This window comes from Parolsenella catena, assembly GCF_003966955.1.
Taxonomy (GTDB): Bacteria; Actinomycetota; Coriobacteriia; order Coriobacteriales; family Atopobiaceae; genus Parolsenella; species Parolsenella catena.
Genome location: NZ_AP019367.1, coordinates 381,739 through 405,302, shown reverse-complemented (window position 1 = coordinate 405,302; position 23,564 = coordinate 381,739). Strand labels below are relative to the sequence as shown.

Sequence of the window (23,564 nt, the reverse complement as noted above, 5' to 3'; positions counted from 1 at the left end):
CCTACCTTCGGCTGTAGCCATCCTCCGAGCCGCCACGCTGCTGGCCATACTGCTCGAGGTACTGCTCGAGAAGCGACCCCTGCGACGAGCTGTCGCTGTCTTGCTGCTGCTGGAGCGCCTCGTCAGAGCCAAGCGTCACCTGCACCTGCATCTGCTTGCTGCCGCGCATGAGCGTCACGGTCACGGTGTCTCCCACGCTGTGGGAGCGCACGGCCAGCACGAGGGCGTCGGAGCTGGTGATCTCCTCGTCATCGAGCGCCGTGATGACGTCACCCTTCTGGATGCCGGCCTGTGCCGCGGGGCCGTCATCGGCAAGCTCGGCCACGTAGGCGCCCTGGTTCACCGAGAGGCTGTTGCTGCGGGCGTTGTTCGCCGTCACGGTCTGGAACGAGCCGCCGATGTAGGCATGCGTCACGGTCTGACCTGCGATGAGCTTCTGGGCCACCTCCACGGCATAGTTGCCCGGAATCGCGAAGCCCACGCCCGAGCTGGAGCCCGAGTAGCTCTCGATGAGCGAGTTGATGCCCACGAGCTTGCCCTCGTCGTCCACGAGCGCGCCGCCGGAGTTGCCGGGGTTGATGGTGGCGTCGGTCTGGATGAGGTTGGTGTAGATGGTGTTGCCCGAGGTGTTCTGCAGCATCGTGGAGCGGTACAGCGAGCTCACGATGCCCGTGGACACGGACTGCTCGAGGCCAAACGGACTGCCCAGGCTCATGACCCAGTCGCCAACCTGAAGCGTGCTGGAGTCTCCCACCTCGATGGGCGTGAGCGCGGCGTCGCCGGCGTCGATCTTGATGACGGCAAGGTCGCTCGACTCGTCGGAGCCCACGACCGTGGCGTCATAGCTGGCATCGCCGGTGGAGACGCTGATGGACTGCGCCCCCTCGATGACGTGGTAGTTCGTGACGATGTTGCCATCCGTGTCCAGGACGACGCCCGAGCCCACGCCCTCGCCGTCGCTCGTCGTGACGTTGATGGAGACCACGGAGGGCAGCGCCTTCTGGGCCACGGCGTTCGCAAGCGTGGTGTCGGTGGAGTCGCCCGAGTTGACGGTCACGGTCTGGCTCGAAGACGTCGTGCCCCTAGAGCCCGTCTTGCCCGACGTGGCCGAGGAGGGCATCGCAACGAAGCCTCCCACGACAAGCACGGCGACCACGGCCACGGCGCCGATCACGCCTCCGAGAAGGCCGAACAGCAGCGAGCGCAGGCCGGGATGCGGCTTCTTGGGACGCTTGGGCTGCTGCGATTGGGAAGCCTGGGGCCGTGGGCCCTGCGGAGGCACCGGAGCGCCGGAAACGAACGTGTCGGACATGTCCACTCCTTTGGATGGCGGCCCTCGGCCGCGGCTTTTGTCACTGTCGTTGTACCCCACATAGCTGAAAAGAACGCACGGGCGGCCCAAGACCACCCGCGCGCAATAACGCTTGCAGCAATCTGAAAAGTCGAGAGACAAAGGCGAGACCCGCCGGCGCCGCCCCCGTCCCGGCTAGAGCTTGAACAGGTAGCCCACGCCGCGCACCGTGACGATGTGGCTCGCGACCTGCGGACCCACCTTGGAGCGCACGCGACGGATGTGCACGTCGACCGTGCGCGTGCCACCGCAGTACTCGAAGCCCCACACGCGGTGCAGCAGCGTCTCGCGCGAGTAGGCGCGGGAGGGGTGCGTGGCCAGGAAGCTCAGCAGCGAGTACTCCATGAGCGTGAGGTCGACGGGCTTGTCGTCGATCGTGATCTGGTAGGTGGCCAGGTTGATCGTCATGTTGTCGATGACGACGATGTCGCTCGGGGTGTTCTCCTCGCCCGGCCATAGCAGCTGCGTCATGCGCACCTCGAACTCGGCCGCGCCGGCGCCGGCGAGGATGAAGTCATTGCGGCCCTGGACGGGCATGCGAAGCTGGCCGAGCCTGTCCTCGTCGGTCACGAGCAGGATGGGGATGCAGCCGTTCTCGGCGGAGTAGGCAGAGACCCGCGACGCAAGGTCGTCGGAGACGCCGGCGAGGTCGAGCGTCACGAGGCCGAAGTCTGCGGTGCTCGTGATTGCCTGGCCGAACGTGTCGGGCGTGGCCAGCAGGACCGAGATGTCGAGCTCGTGGGAGAGCTCGCGCATGCGATCGTGGAGACGCGTCGTCCGCGATATGAGAAGGACCTTCTTGTGGTGCATGAGGGTGCTCCCGTGTCCTTGGGACGCAGAGCGCCCCTGACCTACTCACCTGCGCTTATGTCAATAGAGATTAGCACGATTATGGCGTCCGTATCGGCCAATGGTCCAAAGAGGAGACCATGCGTTACCGCCTCGTTACCAACGAGCGCCAGGGGGGCGCCAAAGGGGACGGGTTCCTTTGGCGCCCCCTGGGCATGGGACCAAAGTGGGACCAAACGAACCCGTCCCCTCTGGTCCTAACGTCCCCTCTGGTCCCTACACGTCCTTGATGTTGCCAAGGAACTCCTTGGTGCGCTCGCTCTTGGGATGGTCGAAGACCTCCTCGGGCGTGCCCTGCTCCACGATGACGCCGCCGTCCATGAACACGACGCGGTCCGCGACGTCGCGCGCAAATCCCATCTCGTGGGTCACCACGATCATCGTCATGCCCTCGCGAGCGAGGTCGCGCATGACGCCAAGGACGTCACGGACGAGCTCGGGGTCAAGCGCGCTCGTGGCCTCGTCGAACAGCATGACGTGCGGGTTCATCGCCAGGGCGCGGGCGATGGCGACGCGCTGCTGCTGGCCGCCGGAGAGCTGGGAGGGCATGAAGTCGATGCGCTCGGCCAGGCCCACCTTCGTGAGCTCCTCGACGGCGATGCGCTCGGCCTCCTCGGGGCTGCGCTTGAGCACCTTCTCCTGCGCGATCATGACGTTCTTCTTCACCGACAGGTGCGGGAAGAGGTTGAACTGCTGGAACACCATGCCCAGCTTCTGGCGCACGGCATTGATGTCGACGCCCTTGGCCGTGATGTCCTGTCCCTCGAACACGATCTGGCCGCTCGTGGGTGTCTCGAGCAGGTTGACGCAACGAAGCATCGTCGACTTGCCCGAGCCCGAGGGGCCGAGCACCACGACGACCTCGCCGCGGTGGACGTCCAAGTCGATGCCCTTGAGGATGACCGTCTCGCCGTCATAGGTCTTGTGCAGGTCGCGGATGGAGACGACGACCTCGTTGTCGTCGGTTACCTGCGCGGCCTGGGACTGCGTGTTGTCTGCCATGGTCTTTGCTCCCCTACGCGATGTGGTCGCCGTCGATGACGCCGGCTTCCTTCAGAGACTTCTTGCGACGGCGGCCTGCCGCCTCCGTGCCGAGCATGCGCGCCTCGAGCCCGCTCACGAGGCGGGCGAGCGGAATAGTCACCACAAGGTAGAACAGGGCGGCGACAATGTAGGGCGTGATGGAGCCCGTGGAGGCCACGATCGTCTTGGAGTACATGACGACCTCCATGACGCCCACGGCGGCAAGCAGCGACGTGTCCTTGTACAGTAGGATGAACTCGCTCGTCATCGTGGGCAGCACGTTGCGGAACGTCTGCGGAATGATGATGTAGATCATCGTCTGGACGCTCGTCATGCCCAGCGAGCGGGCGGCCTCGCTCTGGCCCTTGGGGATGGACTGGATGCCGGCGCGGAAGATCTCGCACAGGTAGGCGGCCGAGTTCATGGCCAGCACCACGACGCCCAGCGGGTAGCTCGGAATCTGGACTCCGGCGAGCGGCAGGCCAAAGAACGCGATGTAGATCTGCAGGAAGGCCGGCGTTCCTCGCACGATGTTCACGTAGAAGCCCGAGATGGCGCGTAGCACGCGCGGCTTGGAGATGCGCATGAGCGCCAGGATGAAGCCGAACGGGATGGCCAGCGGAAACGCCACGAGCACGATGGCGAGCGCCATGAGGAAGCCCTGGAACACCGAGGGGATGCTCGAGACGAGGATGGGCGGGTTGAGGAACAGGCGCAGGAACGTGTTCTCGTTCCACTTCTGGACCCACGGCTGCTCCTTGAGCCAGTTGGACGCCGAGTCCCAGAAGCTCGTGCCCGTCACGGTGATGGCGGGGACGTCGGAGATGTCGTGCGCCGAGCCGTCCGCGAGCGTGTAGGAGCCGCTGATCTGCTCGTCTCCGCCGGCGATGGGGAACACGATCTTGTACAGCTCGAGACGGACGTAGGAGCCGGCCGGTGCCGCCTCGTCAAGCGCAAACGTCACGGTCTGGCCGTCTGAGCTCACGGAGGTCTTGGGGCGCTCGCGGGTCATGAGGTCGTCGCCGGACAGCAGCGTGAGGCGGGCGTCGTCGGTGGAGTAGGACGTGCCCTCCGGCAGCGTGAGCGAGACGCTGGCCACGCTCTCGTCGGCGCTCGCCTGGCCCTCCCACGTGATGCGCGTCTCCTGGCCCCCAAGCACGTCGCTCGAGCCGCTGCCGTTGGGCTTGGCCGAGCACTTGGCCGTCTCGAGGGCAAGGGCTGCCGTGGGCGTCGCAGATACGAGGGCGCACGACGCGAGCAGCGCGCACGCAAGCGCGAGCATGCCTCGGCGAACGCCGTACCTGGGCTTTCTGTTGTCCTGCATGAAGATCCGTCCTTTACGACAAACGCCCCTCCCCCGCATTCGGGAGAGGGGCAGGGCCGCTGTTCTTACGCGATTCTAGCCAAAGTACTTGTTGGTGAGCTCGTCGACGGTCCCGTCGCTCGTGAGCTCGGCCAGGGCGTCGTTGACGGCAGAGAGCAGGCCGCCGTTGTCCTTGTTGACGGCGATGCCGTACTCCTCGCCCGTGGCGATCTCCTTGATGACCTGCGCATCGGTGTAGGCGTCGGCGACCATCTTGGCGCCCACGGCCTTGTTCGTGACGACGGCGTTGGCCTGGCCGGACTGCAGCGCGGCGAAGCTGTCGGTGGCGTTGCCGTAGGGCTGGGTCGTGGCGTTGGGGAAGTTCTCCTGGGCGTAGGACTCGCCCGTGGTGCCGGACTGGACGGCGATGACGACGCCCGCCTGGTTGAGGGCGTCGGCGTAGGTGTCGGCAGTGACGTCGGCGTTGTCCTTCATGGCAACGACGGCGAGGTCATCGATGTAGTACGGGTCGGAGAAGTCAACCTGCTCCTCGCGCTCGGGCTCGATGGTGATGCCGGAGATGCCAAGGTCAACCTGACCACCGGCGGCAACGGCCGGAACGATGGCATCGAACTGCAGGTTCTTGAGCTCGAGCTCGAGGCCGAGCTTGTCGGCGAGCGCCTTGGCGAGGTCCATGTCGAGGCCCACGTACTCGTCGTTCTCGAGGTTCTCGAACGGCGGGAAGTCAGGCGAGGTGCCCACGGTGAGCTTGCCGGCCGTGAGCAGCTGCATGTCGCCGGAGGCGGCGGCGGAGCTGGCGGCCGTGGTGGTGGAGGCGGTGTTGCCGCCCGTGGAGCCGCAGCCGGCAAGGGCCATGATGCCCGCGAAGGCGCCGGCGGTGCCGAGGAACTCGCGCCTGTTCATGTTCTTCATTGTGTGTCCCCTTCCCTCGCGCCCCTTGGCGCGGATGAGATTCGCATTTGCGAGAAAAACGTGCTTGCGTATGCAAATAAACGAATCAATGGTTGCTTTTATGCGCGGTCGTTGCTGACGGTTGCTATTGTACTCATTAAATTGCATTTTGCTCGGCAGAATAATCGATTTTCTTGCATATTTTCAATCCGCCCAAATTATCGGGCATGCCGACATTGAATAATCGGCACGCCCGCATCCACCTCGCTCCTAGAATCCGCCGTAGTAGTGGCGGAGCTCCCAGTCGGTCACGGTCTGGGAGTACTCGGCCCACTCCTCGCGCTTCTCGGTAAGCAGGTAGTTGAAGATGTGATCGCCGAGCGTCTCGCGCATGAGCTCGGAGCCGGCGAACGCCTCCACGGCCTCGCCCAAATCGTGCGGCAGACGCGTCACGCCGGAGGCCGCGAGCTCGGAGAACGGCGCGCTGGACTCCTCGGGTAGCGGCAGCTCCTCGGCGATGCCGCGCATGCCGGCGGCTAGCGTCACGGCCATGGTGAGGTAGGGGTTGCACGTGGGGTCGGGGCTGCGAAGCTCCACGCGGCGGCTCAGCTGCTTGCCGGGCTTGTAGGTGGGCACGCGCACGAAGGCGGAGCGGTTCTTGGAGCCCCACGTGGCATAGCAGGGCACCTCGCCGTTGGGCACCAGACGCTTGTAGGAGTTCACCGTGGGGTTCGTGACGAGCGCGAACTCCGGGGCGTACTTGAGAAGGCCGGCCACGTAGTGCTGCGCGGTGACGGACAGGTGGTGTACCGAGCCCTTGCCCTCGGCCCAGAACAGGTTGTTGCCGTTGTGGTCGAACAACGACTGGGAGAGAAACATCGCAGAGCCCGCCACGCCGGAGAGCGGCTTGGGCATGAACGAGGCGAACATGCCGTGCTGGCGGGCCGTCTGCTTGATGACGAGACGCGCCGTCATGATGTTGTCGGCGCAGGTCACGGCCTCGGAGTAGCGCAGCGACACGCCGTTTTGAGACGGCGCGGCGGCATGGTAGGAGTACTCGACCGGAATGGACATCTGCTCGAGCTCGAGCGTGAGGTCACGGCGCAGGTCGCGGGCGGAGTCGTCCGGCGTGAGGTCGAAGTAGCCGGCGTTGTCGAGCGGCACGGGCACGGCAGACCCGCGCGAGACGGTCGTGTCCTCCTTGAAGTAGAAGAACTCGAGCTCGGGGCTCACGTTCAGCACGTAGCCGGCCTGGTCCGCGGCGCGGAAGGCCCGGTAGAGACATGCGCGCGGGTCGCCGGGGAACGGGTCTCCCTGCGGGGTGCGGATGTTGCAGAAGATGCGCGCGACGCCGCTCTCGGAGGGGCGCCACGGAAGGACCTGGAACGTGCTCGCGTCCGGGAAGGCGAGCATGTCGGACTCCTCGAGCGCGGCGAAGCCGTCAACGGCCGAGCCATCGAAGCCGATGCCCTCCTCGAACGCCTCCTCGAGGTCCTCGGGGGAGATGGCGAACGACTTGAGGTTGCCGAGCACGTCGGTGAACCAAAGGCGCACGAAACGGATGTCGCGCTCCTCGACGGAGCGAAGGACGAAGTCGATGTTCTGCTCGTTTGTCATCGAGTTACCTCGCAGACGGTGCGTGTCGGCGCTCGCGGGCCGGTGGCGGCGCAGCGCTATCCCAACCTAACGGGTCAACTGTCTCACACGCGTGTTTCTAGGCTGTTACCCGAGACTTCGACACGAGTGGACGTCGCGGCGTCGGCCCCGTCACCATTCTCGGCCCGATATTACGTGGGCAAGTCATTCTCGGCCCGATATTTCCGCATTATTTGGCGCCCGGACACGTAATTTCGGGCCTTCAACGGATGGGGCGCATGGACGCTCGCCCAAAGCGAACGGTACGCAAGAGCCGCTAGCGCTTCTCGGCCTCATAGCGGGCGGCCGCAGCGGCGGCGTCGGCCATGAGCTTGGCTGACTCGTGGCAGTGGCCGGTCCTGTGGGCGTCGCACGAGCCGCCCGTGGCGCAGTCGGCGCACTCGCCGGCCCTCTGCGACCGGACGATGGCGCGTACGCACAGCGCAAAGACGACGGCGACGGCCGCGACCACGATGATGTCGACGGGACTCATATGGATGCCTCCCCACGCGGCGAGATTCTCGGCGCCGCAGGATAGAAGTTAACTATAGTGAACTTGCAAGTATCGCAAGGTAAACTCTACTTGCAAGACTATACGAGCAGAGCCGGTCGCGCACAAGCGATGCGGCAAACAACAGGGAGGTTTCACATGAGCGACGACACCATGCAGCTCGTCATCATCAGGCACGGACAAAGCGAGTGGAACAAACTGAACCTCTTCACCGGCTGGACCGACGTCGACCTCACGCAGGAGGGGCGCGCCGAGGCGGCAGCGGGCGGCCGGGCACTCGCCGAGGCCGGCTTTGACTTCGACGTCTGCTACACCTCGAGGCTCAAGCGCGCCATCCACACGCTGGACATCGTGCTGGCCGAGATGGACCGCGAGTGGCTGCCCGTCGTGAAGACGTGGAAGCTCAACGAGCGGCACTACGGCGCGCTGCAGGGGCTCAACAAGGCCGACGCGGCAGCCGAGCACGGAGAGGAGCAGGTGCTCGTGTGGCGGCGCTCGTTCGACGTGCGCCCGCCCGCGCTCGAGCCCGGTGACGAGCGCGACCCGCACGCCCAGGACATGTACCGCGATGTACCGGCAGACGAGCTGCCCTATACCGAGTGCCTGAAGGACTGCATCGCCCGCGCCTGGCCCTACTTCGAGGAGGTCATCCGCCCGCAGATGCTCGCTGGCAAGCGCGTGCTCATCGCCGCGCACGGCAACTCGCTGCGCTCGCTCGTCATGAAGCTCGAGGGGCTCACGCCAGAGCAGATCCTCAAGGTCAACATTCCCACGGGCGTGCCGCTCGTCTATACGTTCGACCGTGACCTCAACGTGCTCGACAAGCACTACATCGGCGACGCCGATGCGATCGCGGCCAAGATCGACGCCGTGGCAGACCAGGGCAAGGCCCGCGGCTAGAGACGGCACGGGTATACTTGTCGCAGGTAAACACGTTGGCGGGAGCGAGCCCATGGCCTACATAGAGTTTGACAACGTCGTGAAGTCCTACGGCTCGGGGGACGCGGAGGTCCGCGCGCTGGACGGCGCGAGTTTCTCGGTGGAGCGCGGCGAGCTCGCCGTGGTGCTCGGGGCGTCGGGCGCGGGCAAGACGACGGCCCTCAACATTCTCGGCGGCATGGACACGGCCACGTCGGGCCGCGTCACGGTGGACGGCCGCGACGTCACGGCGGAAAGCGAGTCGGAGCTCGTGGAGTACCGCCGCGCCGACGTGGGCTTCGTGTTCCAGTTCTACAACCTCGTGCCCAACCTCACGGCACTCGAGAACGTCGAGCTCGCGGCGCAGATCTGCCCGGACTCGCTCGACGCGCGCGAGACGCTCGAGAAGGTGGGCCTGGGCGCTCGCCTGTCCAACTTCCCCGCCCAGCTCTCCGGAGGCGAGCAGCAGCGCGTCTCGATTGCGCGAGCGGTGGCAAAGAACCCGAAGCTGCTGCTGTGCGACGAGCCCACGGGCGCGCTCGACTACGTCACGGGCAAGCAGATCCTGCAGCTGCTCCAGGACACGTGCCGCCACGAGGGCATCACCGTGGTGCTCATCACCCACAACGCGGCCCTCGCGCCCATGGCAGACCGCCTCATCCACTTCAAGAGCGGTCGCGTCACCGAGATGAGCACGAACCCCTCCCCCACCCCCATCAGCCAGATCGAGTGGTAGCGAACGGCTGGCCCCGGCCCCGACGCATCCGGCGGCGGGGTCAGCCGTCGCCGCAGGCAAGAAGGAACACCCATGCGCTCAGCCCTCGCAAAAGACACCCTGAGAACCATCCGTCGCAGTGCCCGGCGCTTCGTGTCGCTGGCCGCCATCTGCGTGCTCGGCACGACGATGCTCATCGGCATCACGATCGCCTGCAGGGACCTGCGCCTCTCGGCAGACGAGTTCTTTGACGCCCAGCGCCTCTATGACGTGAGCGTGCAGTCAACCCTTGGCCTCACGGATGACGACGTGAGCGCACTCGCGGGCCTCGATGGCGTCGAGGCGGCGCAGGGCGGCTGGACAGAGACGGCCTACACCGAGGTTGCCGGCGCGCGCCAGTCCGTGAGCGTGAGCGCCATCTCCAAGGACGGCATGAACGAGCCCTACCTGCTCGAGGGGCGCCTTCCCGCCAGTGCGGACGAGCTAGCCGCGACGAGCGAGTACCTCGAGGCAAGCGGCAGGCGCATAGGCGACTCCGTGACGTTCGGCGTCGACGCCGATGCGGGCACGTGGGCGGCAGACGACGCGTCCGAGCACCAGCGCGAACGCGCCGCCGACCTCCTCGAGAACGTCAATGACAGCGACGACATCGAGCTCGGCGACCTCGAGACGGACACGGGAGACAGCACCGAGCTGTTCGCCCGACACACCTACAAGATCGTGGGCGAGGTCATCGACCCCACGAGCGTCGCTGCCAAGAACGGCTCGGCCTCGTTTCGCTCCACGGGCGCCAAGTACTCCTTCTTCGTGGCGAGCGACGCGGCGACGGCCAGCGCCTACTCCGTGGTCTACCTGCGCGTTGCCGGCGCCAGCGGCGTGAGTTGCTTCTCGGACGAGTACAAGCGGCTGGTCGAGGACGTCAAGGGCGAGGCCGAGGCCATCAAGGCCGAGCGTGAGGACGCCCGCGAGCAACAGATCGCAGCAGACGGCAACGCGAAGATCGACGACGCCGAGGAAAGTGCCAACGAGCAGTTCAGCAAGGTCGAGGACCAGCTCGCCCAGGCGCAGGCCACCATCGACGACGCCTTGGCCCAGATCGAGGCGGGCCGCGAGCAGCTCGAGAGCCAGAAGGCCAGCGCCCTTGACGCCCTCGCCCAGGCGCAGGGCCAGATCGACGCGGGCCGCGCCCGGCTCGCCGACCCCGCCACGCGCGAGGTGGCGCTCGCCCAGGCAACCCAGGCCGCGCGCGACGCCCTCGCGGCAAGCGACCAGTACCAGGCCGGCGTCGCCGCGCGTGACGCCCTCGTCCAGGCCCGAGACGCCCATGACGCCCTCACGCAGGGAGCGGCCCAGCTCGAGGCGTCGATCGCCACGCTCGGCGAGCAGATTGACCAGCTTAAGGCCGCGGGCCAGGACACGAGCGAGCTCACGACCCAGCTCCTCGCCATGCAGGGCAAGCTCGCACACGTCAAGGGCCAGATCGACGCCCTCGACACCCAGCTCGCCACCCAAAACATCTCCGCCGACCAGCTCCCCGCCCTCATTGAGGCCTCCCAGGCACAGCTCGACGCCGCCGAGGCAAGTGCCGTCTCGTCTGCCACGTCCGCGTTCGACGACCAGCTTGCCGCCATGTCCGCTCAGCTCGACGAGGGCCAGGCCGCGCTGGACGCCCAGCGCGACGCCGCCCAGCAGATGCTCGACGAGGCCGCCGCCCAGCTCGCAGACGCCCAGGCCCAGGCAGACGAGGGCCAGGCCGCGCTCGACAGCAACCGCACCGAGTTCGAGAGTTCCAAGGCCGACGCCCTCGCCAGGATCGCCGAGGCCCGCGCCAAGCTCGCGAGCGTCGGCAGCGCCACGTGGTACGTCCAGGACCGCTCGGCCATCTCGAGTTTCGCCTCCATCGACACGGACGCCAGCTGCATCGAGAAGATCGGCGTGGCGTTCCCCGCCATCTTCCTCACGGTGGCCATCCTCGTCTCGCTCACCACGGCGGCGCGCATGGTCGAGGAGGAGCGCGGGCTCATCGGCCTGTACAAGGCACTCGGCTACTCTCGCGCGCGCATCATGAGCAAGTACGTGCTCTACACGGCGGGCGCCGCCGTCGTGGGCGGCTTCGCGGGCTCGGTGCTGGGTTTTATCGCCCTACCGGAGTTCCTGTTCGTGTTCTTCCGGCTCATGTACACCTTCCCGGCCTTCTCCCTGCACTTCTCGGCCGGCCTGTGCGCACTTGCCTGCGGAATGTTCGTCGCCGGCATCGGCATGGCCACGGCGCTCACCGTGCGCCACGAGCTCGCCGAGCAGCCCGCCCAGCTCATGCGTCCGCGTGCCCCCAAGGCGGGCAAGCGCATCCTGCTCGAGCGCGTTCGTCCCGTATGGCGGAGGCTGTCGTTTCTCAACAAGGTCACGGCCCGCAACCTCTTCCGCTACAAGGGCAGGCTCGCCATGACGGTCTTTGGCGTGGCGGGTTGCTGCGCGCTCATGATCGCCGGCTTCGCCATCAACGACACCGTCCAGGCCCTCTCCGCAAACCAGTACGGCGCCGAGGATCGCGCGGGCATCTACACCTACGACGTGCTCGCCGCCACGCAACCCGACGACCTCGAGCAGGCCGCCGGCCGTCTCACGGACGACGCGCGCGTCCGCGACTACACGTCCGTCCGCACGGAGAACGTCAGCGCCGGCTTTGGCGGCGCGACCGAGACCGTCCAGCTCGTCGTCGTGCCGGACGGCTTCTCGCTTGACGGCTACATCAACCTGCGCGGCGATGACGGCAGCACGCTCGAGCTGGCGGACGCCACGTCAGACGGCGGCGTGCTCGTCACGAAGAGCCTCGCCAACCTCACGGGGCTTGTGGCCGGCAACGAAGTGTCGCTGCAGGACACGTCGCTTAGCCGTGGCTCGGCCAAGGTCGACGGCATCGTCATGAACTACCTCGGCGACGCCGTCTACATGACCCAGTCGGCCTACGAGGCAACCTTTGGCAAAGAGCTCGAGGCAAACGCCCTTCTCGCGCACCTCAACGGTACGACAGACGAGAAGATCGCCTTTGCCGACGAGCTCTCCGCCGACACGACGTGGCTCTCCGTTGTGAGCACGCAGACGGCCGTGCGCGACTTCTCGAACGTGTTTCTGCTCATCAGCTGCGTGACGGTGCTGCTCACGGTACTTGCCGCGGGCCTCTCGTTCGTCGTGCTGCTCACGCTGTCCACGACGAACGTCTCCGAGCGCGAGCGCGAGCTGGCCACGATCAAGGTGCTCGGCTTCCGCAAGCGCGAGACGCGCACCTACATCAACAAGGAGATGCTCATCCTGGCACTCATCGGCACTGTCGCCGGCATCCCGCTGGGCATTGCCCTGTCGCACGCGCTCACCTACGTGCTCAACATGCCGTCCATGTACTTTGCCGTGGAGATCGCGCCCACGAGCATCCTCGTCTCGTGCGGCCTGTCGTTCGTGTTTGCGCTCGTCGTCTGCGCGATGGCGAGGCGCTCGATAGACCGCATCGACATGGTGAGCGCGCTCAAGTCCGCGGAGTAGGGCTTACGGAGGGGGTGGCAGGGAACCCGTCAAGTACGTCCTCGCCGCGCACGGCGCGGCTGCAGAATGTTCTCTCTTGGTCCCCTGCCACCCCCCCTCGCGTTCACTTGCGGCGGGCTTGAGTGCGCTCGCCCGCTGTGGGCGTCTCGCTGGCTTGGGTAGAATGGGAGGTTAGCGAAGACGAGGAGACGCGGATGGATAACCCGTTCAAGAGAAGCGCGGGAACGAGGGCCCAGGGCGCCGGGCGCAGGCATGAGCGCGGCGAGGCGCGCCGCGAGATGCTGGAGGCCGAGCGGCCAGCGGGCGAGCGCCAGGCTCGCCGACAGCGACAGGCGGCGCCGAGAAGACCTCGGCATCCCAAGAGGCCAAGCCGCCTCGGCATGCTCGTGGGCAACTGGTGGAACCGCCTCATCGGCGCCGTGTACTCGGGATCGCTCTCGAGCCAGACGGAGCAGTACGCCGCACACAACACCACGCGTGACTACATCTGGAACTCCGTGGGTCTCGGCGCCTGGGGCGTCGTGTTCCCCGTGCTCTCCGTGGTGACGACGCAGCTCGTGGGCGTCGAGCAGGCCGGCCGCTTCTCCATGGCCTTCGTGACGGGAACGCTGCTTCTGTTCATCGCCAACTACGGCGTGCGCACCTTCCAGGTCTCCGACCTCTCCGAGAGGCACTCGTTCGCGGACTACCAGGCAAACCGCGTGCTCACGTGCATCGTCATGATGCTTGTGGGCATCCTGTACTGCCAGCTGCGCGGATATGACCCGCAGATGTTCACGCTGTGCATGGGAATGTTCGCCTACCGAGCCGTCGACGGCCTAGCTGACGTCTACGAGGGCCGCCTGCAGCAGATGGACAAGCTCTACCTCGCCGGCATCTCGCAGGCGATACGCTCCGCCGCCGTCATCATCGCCTACTGCGCGCTCATCCTCATCACGAGGAGCATCGGAGCGGCCGGCGTCGCCATGGCCGTGGCGTCCGTGGCGTCGTTTGTGCTGCTCACGCTGCCGCTCACCTACTTCGAGACGCCAAAGAGCGCCAAGCTCTCCATCGCGGGCGTCAGGGATCTGTTCGTGCAGTGCTTCCCGTTGTTCGTGGCGCTGTTCCTGTACAACCTCATCGACAACATGCCCAAGTTTGCCATGGAGGGCGCGCTGTCCTACGACAACCAGCTGTACTTCAACGCGCTGTTCTCGCCGGCGCACATCATCATCATGGTCATCGGGTTCATCTACAAGCCGCAGCTCATGCGCCTCGCGGAGATCTGGGCAGACCCCAAGCGTCGTGGTCGCTTCGACCTCATCGTGCTGGCCGTGCTTGCCATCATCGTGGCGCTCACCGGCGGCGTTGCCGTGGTCATGGGCACCGTGGGCATCCCCGTCATGAGCTTCCTGTATGGCGTGGACTTCGAGCAGTTCCGCGGGCTGTGCTACGTCATGGTGGCCACGGGCGGCGTCTGCGCGGCCATCGACTTCCTGTACCAGATCATCACGGTGCTCCGCCGCCAGAAGGCCGTCACGCGCGTCTACCTGCTCACGCTTGGCTTCTCGCTGTTCATCCCGCCGCTGCTCATCGGCTTCACGGGACTCACGGGCGCCGTGCTGGGATACCTCATCGTGATGTGCATCCTGCTCGTGCTGCTCGTAACCGAGTACCTCTCCATCCACGCCGAGCTCTCGGAGACGCTGAAGAGCTACCGCAAGAGCTCGGCCCGCGAGTCCGCCGAGTAGGCGCGCGCCTTACGAGTCGAATGCCCGGTCCTCATACGGAGGACCGGGCATTCGACTTGCTCAAATTGTCACAAATTCAATCTTGTGTGCGATGACGGCCATAAATATCCTCCTTCAACCACCACTCGATGCGTTTCAACGGCGTTCGAAAGTGCCAGAACGCCACCACGACGCCTCTATATGGCACTTTTAAGCGTTTCTGGGAGACGTCGGCGCACACATGATTGGTTTTGTGACAGAAAGTGCGTTGGCAAAGCCCTCGGAAGCGCTTCGGACACGTTCTCGAGGGTGAAACTGCAAAAAACACTCTAGGCTCGTGCGGAAAACCCCAGCCAGCGAACGACCGGGACCCGAGGCGAATCGATTTCGAGGGAGTCGCGTATCGGATCTTCGCAGCGCTAGGCCAAGGAATTCGCACGAAAAAAGAAGGGCCCGGCAAACGCCGGGCCCTTCCCTGCAGGCGAATCTGTCCCGTCACTTACAGCGGACGGATGCTGACCTCCTTGAGCTGCTTGGCAGAAACCTCGCCAGGAGCATCGCTCATGAGGTCCGAGCCGCTCGAGGTCTTCGGGAACGCCATGACCTCACGGATGGAATCCGAGCCGGTGAGCAGCATGCACACGCGGTCGAGGCCCAGGGCAAAGCCACCCATAGGAGGCGCGCCAAACTCGAGGGCCTCCATGACGAAGCCAAACTGCTCGCGGGCGCGCTCCGGCGTAAAGCCGAGCAGCTCGAGCATGGCCTCCTGCATGGCGGCATCGTGGATGCGCATGCCACCGCCGCCGGCCTCGTAACCATCCATGACGAAGTCGTACGTGTAGCTGCCGGCAGCCAGCGGGTCGGCCTTGATCTTCTCGACGTCGCTCTCCGTGGGCAGCGTGAACGGCTGGTGCTCGGCCGCGTAGGCCTTGCGCTCCTCGTCCCAGTGGAACAGCGGGAAGTTGACGACCCACAGGAAGTCGTGACCCTCGCGCGGCACGTTGAGGGCGTCGGCCATGTGGCAGCGCATGCCGCCGAGAATCTCATCGGAGGCAAGGCGCGGGCCAGCGGCGAACATCACGAGGTCACCGGGCTCAACCTCGGCGCGCTCGCGCAGGGCAGCCATCTCCTCGTCGGAGAAGAACTTGACGATCGGGCTGTTGATGGAACCGTCCTCGCGGAAGGCGATCCAGGCGAGGCCCTTGGCGCCAAACGTCTTGGCAACGTCCTCGAGCTTGTCGATCTGGGCGCGCGGCCAGGTGCCCGCACCCTTGGCGTTGATGCACTTGACGACGGAGCCCTCGGTGTTCGCGGCACTCGAGAACACCTTGAACTTGGAGTTCACGAAGATGTCCGTGACGTCCTTGAGCGTCATGCCGTAGCGCGTGTCGGGCTTGTCGATGCCATAGGTGTCCATGGCGTCCCAGTACTGCATGCGGCGCAGGGGCGTCGGCAGCTCCACACCCATCTTGGCGAAGGCGTCGCGCAGGACGTCCTCGAGGGCGTCCATGACGTCGTCCTGGTCAACGAAGCTCATCTCGATGTCCACCTGCGTGAACTCGGGCTGGCGGTCGGCACGCAGGTCCTCGTCGCGGAAGCACTTGGCAACCTGGTAGTAGCGCTCGACGCCGCCCACCATGAGTAGCTGCTTGAGCAGCTGCGGGCTCTGCGGCAGCGCGTAGAAGTGGCCGGGCTGGATGCGACACGGCACGAGGAAGTCGCGCGCGCCCTCGGGCGTGGACTTGAACAGGAACGGCGTCTCGACCTCCATGAAGGCGCGCTTGTGCAGTGCCTCGCGGATGGCGAACGTGAAGTCGGAGCGAAGCTTGAGGTTGGCCATCATCTCGGGCCTGCGGATGTCGAGGTAGCGATAGCGCAGGCGCGTGTCCTCGGACGTGTCGATGCCGTCCTCGATCTGGAACGGCGGCGTCTTGGAGCGGTTGAGCACCTCGATGGTGTCGACGCAGACCTCGACCTCGCCGGTGGGGAGCTTGGCGTTGATGGTCTCCTCGTCGCGGCCGCGCACGACGCCGTGGACGCGGATGGGCCACTCGGTGCGGATGACCTCGGCGGCGTGGAAGGCGGTTCCGCCGGAGTGCTCGGGGTCGAACGTGCACTGCGTCATGCCGGAGCGGTCGCGAAGGTCAACGAAGATGAGGCCGCCGTGGTCGCGGCGACGCCACACCCAACCGGTGAGCGTGACCTCCTCGCCGATGTTCTCGCGGCGCAGCTCGCCGGCCGTGCGCGTGTGCATCGAGTGCTCGTGCATGGCCTCGGTCTCGGCGGCGAAGGCGCTGGCGGCCTGTGCCTCGACGGCGGGGGTGGTGCTGGTGTCTTGCATGCGTTTCCTCTCGTCTGTGCCATCCCGTGTCGGGGCGGATGGCAAGCCCTCAGACGGCGAACGGCCCCGTAGACAGCGTGGGCGCTCGCGCAACGTCACATGATAGCGCAGCCGGCACGGACGAGGATTACCAGACGGTTTCGCCATGTGCCCCACAAGCGTCTGCCACGGTGGCAGTTGGCGCCGGCACCACCGCCACCGCGGGCGTGCTACCCTGCGAGGGATTGGACGACGCAAGCGAGGGAGCAGCGACATGGCACAGACGGCGGACACGATTCGTGCAGCGGCACGCGAGACGAGCGACTACGTCATCGACCGCAGGCGCTGGTACCACGCCCACCCCGAGGTCGCCTACAAGGAGCACGACACCACCGCCCAGATCTGCGCGGACCTGGACGCCCTGGGCATTCCCTACGAACGTCCCACCGCCACCGGCGTCGTCGCCACGCTGCGCGGGGGCGCGCCGGACGCCTACCTTGAGGACGGCACTCCACGCCGCCGCCTCATGCTGCGCGCCGACATCGACGCGCTTCCCGTCTCCGAGGAGACCGGCGAGCCATTCTGCTCGCTCAACGAGGGCCGCATGCACGCCTGCGGCCACGACTGCCACATCGCCATGCTGCTTGGCGCCGCGCGCCTGCTCGCGCACCTCACCGACGAGCTGCGCGGCGAGGTGCGCCTCGTGTTCCAGCCGGCCGAGGAGGGCGGCAACGGCTCCAAGACGATGATCGAGGCGGGCGTGCTCGAGGGCGTGGACGGCGTGTATGGCACGCACATCTGGAGCGACGTGCCGGCCGGCAAGGTGTCCGTGGAGGCGGGCCCGCGCATGGCCGCCACGGACTGGTGGCGCATCGACGTCACGGGTCGCAGCGCCCACGGCGCCATGCCCAACCAGGGCGCGGACGCCGTGCTCGCGGGAGCTGCCATCGTGGAGAGCCTGCAGGCCATCGTGAGCCGCAACATGAGCCCCTTCGAGCCCGCCGTCGTCACGGTGGGCCAGTTCCACGGCGGCACCGCGAGAAACGTCATGGCCGGCCGCGCCTGGATGGAGGGCACCGTGCGCACGTTCCACGAGGAGGCCCACGAGCGCATCCCCAAGCTCATGGAGCGCATGGCCGGCGAGGTGGCCGCGGCGTTTGGCTGCACGGCAAGGCTCACCTACGAGGTGGCACACAGCACGGTCGTCAACACGCCCGAGGCGAGCGAGCGCGCCGCGCGAGCCGCACGGGAGGTGCTCGGCGCCGATGCCCTCGTGCGCTACCAAGGCTCCATGCCTGGCGAGGACTTCTCTGAGTACCTGCGTCGCCGCCCCGGCGTGTTCGTGTTCCTCGGCAGCGGCACGGCGGACCCGAGCGGCAAGGTGTGGCCGCAGCACTCCAGCCACTACGACCCGGACGAGTCCGTGCTCGTGCGCGGCTCCATGCTCGCCGCCCAGTACGCGGTTGATTTCTTGAACGAGTAGGGCAAGCGGGGCCCGCGAGCCCGCCGGCGCTTGCGGGCCCTTCTCGCCCACGCAACCCATCCGTTCATCCAAATTACGCGTTCGGAGCCCTCTACGCACGCAATTTTGATGAATAGATGAAACGCAGCGAGATGCGCCTCCCGCCTTTCCGCCCCACCCCATCGAGCACCCGTTTCTACGCGTCCAATCAACGAGGACCAACGCCGATCCGACCCATCGACTCGTCCGTTTAACGCGTTTCTGCCATTCGTTCGTCCGTTTGACGTGCCGCCTTCATCCGTTCGTCCAAACTACGCATCCAGGGGCCTCCAAACGCGTAATACGGACGAACCAACGTGGGGGGACGCGTAGTTTGGACGAATCGATGCGGAGAAGCGCGCAAAATGGATGAACGAACGAGGGACCGGCATGAGAAGCGCGAGAAACGCCCAACGCCTCCGCGCACGAAAAAAGGGCGAGAGGCCCGCAAGCCCCTCGCCCTCGCTTCGCATCAAATTACGCCGCCCCTACTCCTTCTCCTCGCCCGAGACGAGGCGCTGGTACATGGTGTCGTTGGCCGCGAGCTCAAACGCGTCGTCGAGCGGCTCGAGCACGGCGTCGCCATAACGGCGCTCGAGCGCGCGCCCAATGAGATAGTCGGCCACGCCGGGATTCTTGGGCAGCAGCGGCCCATGGATGTAGGTGCCCACGATGTTTTTGTACAGGCAGCCCTCGTAGCCGCTCTCGCCGTCGTTGCCGTGGCCATGGACGACGCGCCCAAGCGGCTCCACGCCCTCTCCCAGGTGCGTGCGGCCGCCGTGATTCTCATAGCCCACGATGGGTTGTGCCGAGATGCGGCTCTCGATGGCGATGTTTCCGATAAGGCGAGGGCTGCCGCGATCCGTATACAGGTCAACGAGCGAGAGGCCCTCGACCTTCTCGTCTCCCATGAGGTAGGAGTGGCCAAGAAGCTGGTAGCCGCCGCAGACGGCTGCAAGCACGCCGCCATCCTCGACGTAGGCCGCGAGCTCAGAGCGCTCGGCGAGCAGGTGCTCGCACACGATGCGCTGCTCGCGGTCCGAGCCACCGCCGATGAAGACGATGTCCACGTCCGAGAAGCTCGGGCGGTCATCGATGTGGACCTCCCGGACCTCGCAGCCGATGCCGCGCCACTCCAGGCGCTTCCTCAGCACGAGGATGTTGCCGCCGTCTCCGTAGAGGTTCAGCAGCTCAGGGTAGAGATGCGCGATGCGCAGGGTCCTCTCGCTCACAGGCGCTCCCCCATCTTCTCGAGCTCGGCCTTGGCCGGCCACAGCGCCGAGTAGTTCGTCAGCACGTACAGAGGCTCGTCGAGCGGAAGGTCAGCCACGGCATCGAGCGCCTCGCGCACGGTGTGGGCGACCGGCGCCGTGATGCCCGCGTACTTCATGCGCACGCGCACGTCATGGGCGCGGTGCCCGCCGGCGACGACCGCAAGGTCGCCCTCCTCGACCACGCCGCCACGCTTGGGCGCGCCCACGGCAAGGCGCTCGAAGTCCACGTCCCAGATCCAGGAGATGTCCTTGCCGTCGTTGTAGTCGTCGTTGATGACGAAAAACGCCGCCTTCTTGCGGTCGTCCGCGAGCATGAGCGAGATGTTCTGATTGAAGCCCGTGGGGTTCTTGGCGAGGTTGAGGACGACCTCGCGACCGTCCACGCGGAAGCGCTGCAGGCGGCCATTCTCGGGGTGGTAGCCGTCCACCGTGCGCTGGAACGTCTGGGCATCCACGCCGGCGAGGTGCGCGCCCACGAACGCGGCCATGAGGTTGTAGACCATGTACACGCCGCCAAAGCTCGCGCTGATACGCACGGGCTCAGGCAGGTCCGTGCCGCTCACGGTGAAGCTCACGCCCGTGCGCCCCACCTCGACGCCCGTGGCCTGCCAGTCCAGCGCGGGGCGGCAGAAGTCCCCCTTGGGGCAGCGGAAGGCGCCCAGCTGGGCATAGGCACGATAGTCGTAGGCAAGCTCGGCGCCGCACACCTGGCAGAAGCGCGCCTCGGGCACGCGGTCGGCCGGCAGGTGGAGATCCTCGCCGATGCCAAACGTGAGCACCCGCGTGCCAGCCCTGCGCGCACGGTGCGCCACGCCCATGACGAGCGGGTCGTCGCCACAGGCCACGAGCGTGGTCTCGGGGCTTGCGGCGAGCGCGCTCGCGATGACGTCCTGCACGCGGTCTATCTCGCCGGCGCGGTCAAGCTGGTCGCGGAAGAGGTTGAGCAGCACGAGGTAGCGCGGGCGCAGCTCGGGCAGGATGTTGATGGTGGACAGCTCGTCGGCCTCGATGACGGCCCAGTCCGCGGAGGAGCCCGGCAAAAGCGCCGCCGCCACGCCGGGGGCCATGTTGGCGCCGGCACGATTGCACAGCACGCGCGCGCCGGCAGCCTCGACAGCACTCGCGAGCACGTTGTTCGTCGTCGTCTTGCCGTTCGTGCCGCACACGACGATTGAGCCGTGGACGAGCTTGGGTGCCAGGTCCGCGATGGCGGCGGGATCGATCGCGAGGGCCACGCGGCCCGGCAGCTGCGAGGCCGAGCGGCCCGCCGCGTGCAGCAGGCCGGCCGTGAGGCGGCCGGCACCCCGCGCTATGGAGCTTCTCAGGCTCACGCGCTACTCCTCCGGCTCGGCTTCGTCGTCCTCGCGGGCGCCCTGCATGTGCTCGTACTCCTCGGGCGTGAGGACGTCCTCGATGCGCAGGTTGACGCCGCCCACCTCAAGGCCCGTCATGCCGGCGACCTGCTTCACGACGACCTTCTTGACGTCCTCGAACACCTGCGGTGCATAGGCGCCGTACTCGATGAGCACGGAGATGTTCACGCGCACGGAGCTGTCAGGCATGACCTCGACGGACACGCCCTTCGTGGGGTCAGAGGCGCCAAACGTCTCCTGAACGCGGTTGATGAAGCCGCCCTTCATGCCAAGGACGCCCGGGACGTCACGGACGGAGATGGCGACAATCTTCTCGATGACGCCGTTGGAGAACGTGAGCGAGTCCTCGCTGTCGAGGTCCTCGTCGGCGTCCGAATACATGAGGTCGCCGGAGTCGTTCGTTGCGAGGACGCCCGTGGAGTCCTCGGCAGGCTCGGCGCCAGGCGTCTGGTCGACGGTCTCTTCCTGCGTGGTTTCCTTCGTGCTCATGCTGACTCCAATCCTCGCGGGGTGGGTCTCATACCTAATCTTGCACGCGCTCGCCCGCCGAGGTGGCTAGCGGCGCTTCATGAGCTCGCGAACGAGGTTCACGAGCTTGGGGTCTCCGTCTGCGTACTGGCCGCACGCCACGCCGATCGTGACGAGCAGCGCGATGACGAGCGTCTTGAGCAGGCCGACCGAGAACAGCAGCAGCGCCACCACAAGGCCGCAGATGCCGCCGAGAACCGCGTTGCGGCTATGCGGGAACGTCGTGGCGAACCATGTCGAGAGGCGCGTCCACGCGCCCGGCTGCGGCGCCTCCTCCCGGACGGTGACCTCCGAGGGGGCAGCGGCGACAGCCTGCGCATCAGGCCGCGGCGCGGGCTCGGGCTCGGGCGCGGCTGCCGGGCGGGGCGCCGGCTCTATGCGAGCCTGGACCTTCTCGTTTGCCATGGGAATCACGCCTCCCTCTCGACGTTCATCGGGATCGTGATGTCACCCGTGTCATCAGAGCTGGCCGCAGGCTCCTCACCGGCGTACGCCTCGTCCTCGTCGCCCTCGCCCTGCTCGTCGAGCACAACGAGCGAGCTGGCGTGCTGGGGCTCGAGGAACTCGACGTTCACGGCACCGAGGTGCTCGCCCACCATGGCCGAGAGCCCCGCGACGAGGCCCTCGTGCAGCGTGGGCGCCTCGTCCGTGACGTCGATGGACTCGAACGGCGTCACCTTGACGTCCACGCGGACCTGCCCCGAGCGCGAGGCCGAGACGTCCACGCTGCGCGCCTCGCCCACGCCGAGTGCCTCGACGATGTGGGCGGCCTGGGAGGCGACGGCGCTCTTCGTGACGGTGATGGCGCCGCCGTCCACGTCCATGACCGAGATGGCGTCACGGCGCTTGCGCGAGAAGAGCGAGCGCAATAGCTCGAAGGCGAGCCAGGCAGCCGTCATCGCGAGGCAGACCTCGACCGCCGTGACGTACCAGTCAAGGCCCTCGAGCATCGCGATCTCATCGGGGAACAGGCCAAACCACGGCAGCGCGAGCGCCGCGAGGCACGCGATGCCCGCGAGCGAGAACACGAACAGGATGAAGCGTCTGAGACCGCCCATGAGACCTCTTCCCTCAGATAGAAAAGCGCCCCGGCCTGACGACCAGGGCGCGTTAGCACTAGGATACCCCGAATATCGGACACGAACTGTCCGGCAGCGGGTTTGCCTGGAGCCGCGCCGGGCAGGACCGCGACGCGCGCGAGGGGCGACTGCCCTACTCGTCCTCCTCCAGAGCGGCGACGACCTCGTCGGTCATCTCCATGGTGTGGTAGACGTTCTGCACGTCCTCGAGCTCCTCGAGGCGGTCGACGAGGCGCTGGACCTTCTTGGCGTCAGCGACGGAGACCTGCGTCGGGGTGGTGGGGACCATGGTGAGCTCGGAGCCCTTGACCTCGATGCCCTGGGACTCGAGGCCCTTCTGGACCTCCTGCATCTTGTCGTAGGCCGTCCAGACGACCCACTCCTCGCCGGCGTCCTCGTAGTCGTCTCCGCCAGCCTCGGCAACGGCCATCATGAACTCGTCCTCGTCGACGGCGTTCTCCTTGTCGGCGACCTTCTTGTCGTCGGACTTGATGACCTTGTCGACGGCGATGGAGCCCTTGCGCTCGAACTGGAAGGCCACGGAGCCCGTGGTGCCCAGCGAGCCGCCAGAGTGCGTGAAGGCGGAGCGGACGTCGGCGGCGGTGCGGTTCTTGTTGTCCGTCAGGCAGTCGACGTAGACGGCGACGCCGGCGGGACCATAGCCCTCGTAGGTGACCTCGGAGTAGACGGCGGCATCGGCACCGGCGCCAAAGGCCTTGTCGATGGCGGCCTTGATGCGGTCCTTGGGCATGGAGGACATGCGGGCCTTGGCCACGGCCGCGGCGAGCGAGGCGTTGTTCTCGGGAAGCGGGTCGCCGCCGAGCTTGGCAGCAACGGTGATGTTACGAGAGAGCTTCGAGAACAGGGCAGAGCGCTTGGCGTCCTGCGCGCCCTTACGATGCTTGGTGGTTGCCCACTTGGAGTGTCCGGACATGCACGTCTCCTTACTTGCCGCAGCGCGCCCGTCCCTATGGCCGACGCGCAAGACCTCTAGCTAGACTGCGTGAGCATACGCCAAAGCGACAC

Annotated in this window: 19 protein-coding genes; 5 read left to right on the top strand and 14 right to left on the bottom strand. The window is 66.5% G+C overall.

All coding sequences use genetic code 11. From position 1 onward, the window contains the following. Position 1: 1 nt before the first annotated feature. The 7 genes from Pcatena_RS01835 to Pcatena_RS01805 form a co-directional block, all read right to left on the bottom strand. Positions 2 to 1,312 (bottom strand): S1C family serine protease, encoded by a 1,311-nt coding sequence (locus tag Pcatena_RS01835; protein WP_126421105.1) that lies wholly within the window; start codon positions 1,310 to 1,312, stop codon positions 2 to 4. A 174-nt stretch (positions 1,313 to 1,486) separates the two neighbouring features. Further along, entirely contained in the window at positions 1,487 to 2,161 is a 675-nt protein-coding gene (locus tag Pcatena_RS01830) for a response regulator transcription factor (protein ID WP_126421103.1), read from the bottom strand. Between the two features lie 255 nt (positions 2,162 to 2,416). Next, positions 2,417 to 3,202 (bottom strand): amino acid ABC transporter ATP-binding protein, encoded by a 786-nt coding sequence (locus Pcatena_RS01825; protein ID WP_126421101.1) that lies wholly within the window; start codon positions 3,200 to 3,202, stop codon positions 2,417 to 2,419. Between the two features lie 13 nt (positions 3,203 to 3,215). Then, positions 3,216 to 4,547, bottom strand: a complete 1,332-nt coding sequence (locus Pcatena_RS01820; protein ID WP_232619872.1) for an ABC transporter permease subunit — start codon at positions 4,545 to 4,547, stop codon at positions 3,216 to 3,218. Between the two features lie 75 nt (positions 4,548 to 4,622). After that, a complete protein-coding gene (locus Pcatena_RS01815) occupies positions 4,623 to 5,459 on the bottom strand; it encodes a transporter substrate-binding domain-containing protein (protein ID WP_232619871.1) in 837 nt (278 codons plus the stop codon). Positions 5,460 to 5,708: 249 nt separating this feature from the next. After that, positions 5,709 to 7,055, bottom strand: a complete 1,347-nt coding sequence (locus tag Pcatena_RS01810; protein WP_126421099.1) for a glutamine synthetase family protein — start codon at positions 7,053 to 7,055, stop codon at positions 5,709 to 5,711. 295 nt (positions 7,056 to 7,350) lie between these two features. After that, positions 7,351 to 7,566, bottom strand: coding sequence for a FeoB-associated Cys-rich membrane protein (locus tag Pcatena_RS01805; protein WP_126421097.1), 216 nt, complete (start codon positions 7,564 to 7,566; stop codon positions 7,351 to 7,353). A 156-nt stretch (positions 7,567 to 7,722) separates the two neighbouring features. Between Pcatena_RS01805 and gpmA the strand changes: the two genes are divergently transcribed. From gpmA to Pcatena_RS01785, 4 genes are all read left to right on the top strand, one after another. Next, on the top strand, positions 7,723 to 8,484 hold the full coding sequence (gene gpmA, locus Pcatena_RS01800; RefSeq protein ID WP_126421095.1) for a 2,3-diphosphoglycerate-dependent phosphoglycerate mutase: 762 nt from the start codon (positions 7,723 to 7,725) through the stop codon (positions 8,482 to 8,484). A 52-nt stretch (positions 8,485 to 8,536) separates the two neighbouring features. Beyond that, positions 8,537 to 9,238 (top strand): ABC transporter ATP-binding protein, encoded by a 702-nt coding sequence (locus Pcatena_RS01795; RefSeq protein ID WP_126421093.1) that lies wholly within the window; start codon positions 8,537 to 8,539, stop codon positions 9,236 to 9,238. 72 nt (positions 9,239 to 9,310) lie between these two features. Then, entirely contained in the window at positions 9,311 to 12,754 is a 3,444-nt protein-coding gene (locus Pcatena_RS01790; protein WP_126421091.1) for an FtsX-like permease family protein, read from the top strand. A 194-nt stretch (positions 12,755 to 12,948) separates the two neighbouring features. Beyond that, positions 12,949 to 14,484, top strand: a complete 1,536-nt coding sequence (locus Pcatena_RS01785; RefSeq protein WP_232619870.1) for a lipopolysaccharide biosynthesis protein — start codon at positions 12,949 to 12,951, stop codon at positions 14,482 to 14,484. Between the two features lie 478 nt (positions 14,485 to 14,962). Here the strand turns inward: Pcatena_RS01785 and aspS are convergent, their stop codons facing one another. Beyond that, entirely contained in the window at positions 14,963 to 16,732 is a 1,770-nt protein-coding gene (gene aspS / locus Pcatena_RS01780) for an aspartate--tRNA ligase (RefSeq protein WP_172596434.1), read from the bottom strand. Positions 16,733 to 17,057: 325 nt separating this feature from the next. Between aspS and Pcatena_RS01775 the strand changes: the two genes are divergently transcribed. Next, the gene (locus Pcatena_RS01775; protein WP_126421088.1) at positions 17,058 to 18,266 is read left to right on the top strand and encodes an amidohydrolase; all 1,209 of its coding nucleotides are present in this window, start codon (positions 17,058 to 17,060) and stop codon (positions 18,264 to 18,266) included. Between the two features lie 506 nt (positions 18,267 to 18,772). Here Pcatena_RS01775 and Pcatena_RS01770 read toward each other — a convergent pair. From Pcatena_RS01770 to Pcatena_RS01745, 6 genes are all read right to left on the bottom strand, one after another. Next, positions 18,773 to 19,516, bottom strand: a complete 744-nt coding sequence (locus Pcatena_RS01770) for a type 1 glutamine amidotransferase (RefSeq protein WP_126421086.1) — start codon at positions 19,514 to 19,516, stop codon at positions 18,773 to 18,775. Next, positions 19,513 to 20,889 carry a MurT ligase domain-containing protein gene (locus Pcatena_RS01765; protein ID WP_126421084.1) on the bottom strand — a complete coding sequence of 459 codons (1,377 nt, stop codon included), beginning with the start codon at positions 20,887 to 20,889 and terminating at the stop codon, positions 19,513 to 19,515. Before Pcatena_RS01765 ends, Pcatena_RS01770 begins: the two co-directional genes overlap by 4 nt. A 3-nt stretch (positions 20,890 to 20,892) precedes the next feature. Continuing rightward, positions 20,893 to 21,420, bottom strand: coding sequence for an Asp23/Gls24 family envelope stress response protein (locus Pcatena_RS01760; protein WP_126421082.1), 528 nt, complete (start codon positions 21,418 to 21,420; stop codon positions 20,893 to 20,895). Positions 21,421 to 21,486: 66 nt separating this feature from the next. Further along, positions 21,487 to 21,864: a DUF2273 domain-containing protein gene (locus tag Pcatena_RS01755; protein WP_126421080.1), complete on the bottom strand. Its 378-nt coding sequence runs from the start codon at positions 21,862 to 21,864 to the stop codon at positions 21,487 to 21,489. Positions 21,865 to 21,869: 5 nt separating this feature from the next. Further along, positions 21,870 to 22,517 (bottom strand): Asp23/Gls24 family envelope stress response protein, encoded by a 648-nt coding sequence (locus tag Pcatena_RS01750; RefSeq protein WP_126421078.1) that lies wholly within the window; start codon positions 22,515 to 22,517, stop codon positions 21,870 to 21,872. Between the two features lie 154 nt (positions 22,518 to 22,671). After that, positions 22,672 to 23,472: a YebC/PmpR family DNA-binding transcriptional regulator gene (locus Pcatena_RS01745; RefSeq protein WP_126421076.1), complete on the bottom strand. Its 801-nt coding sequence runs from the start codon at positions 23,470 to 23,472 to the stop codon at positions 22,672 to 22,674. Positions 23,473 to 23,564 lie beyond the last annotated feature (92 nt).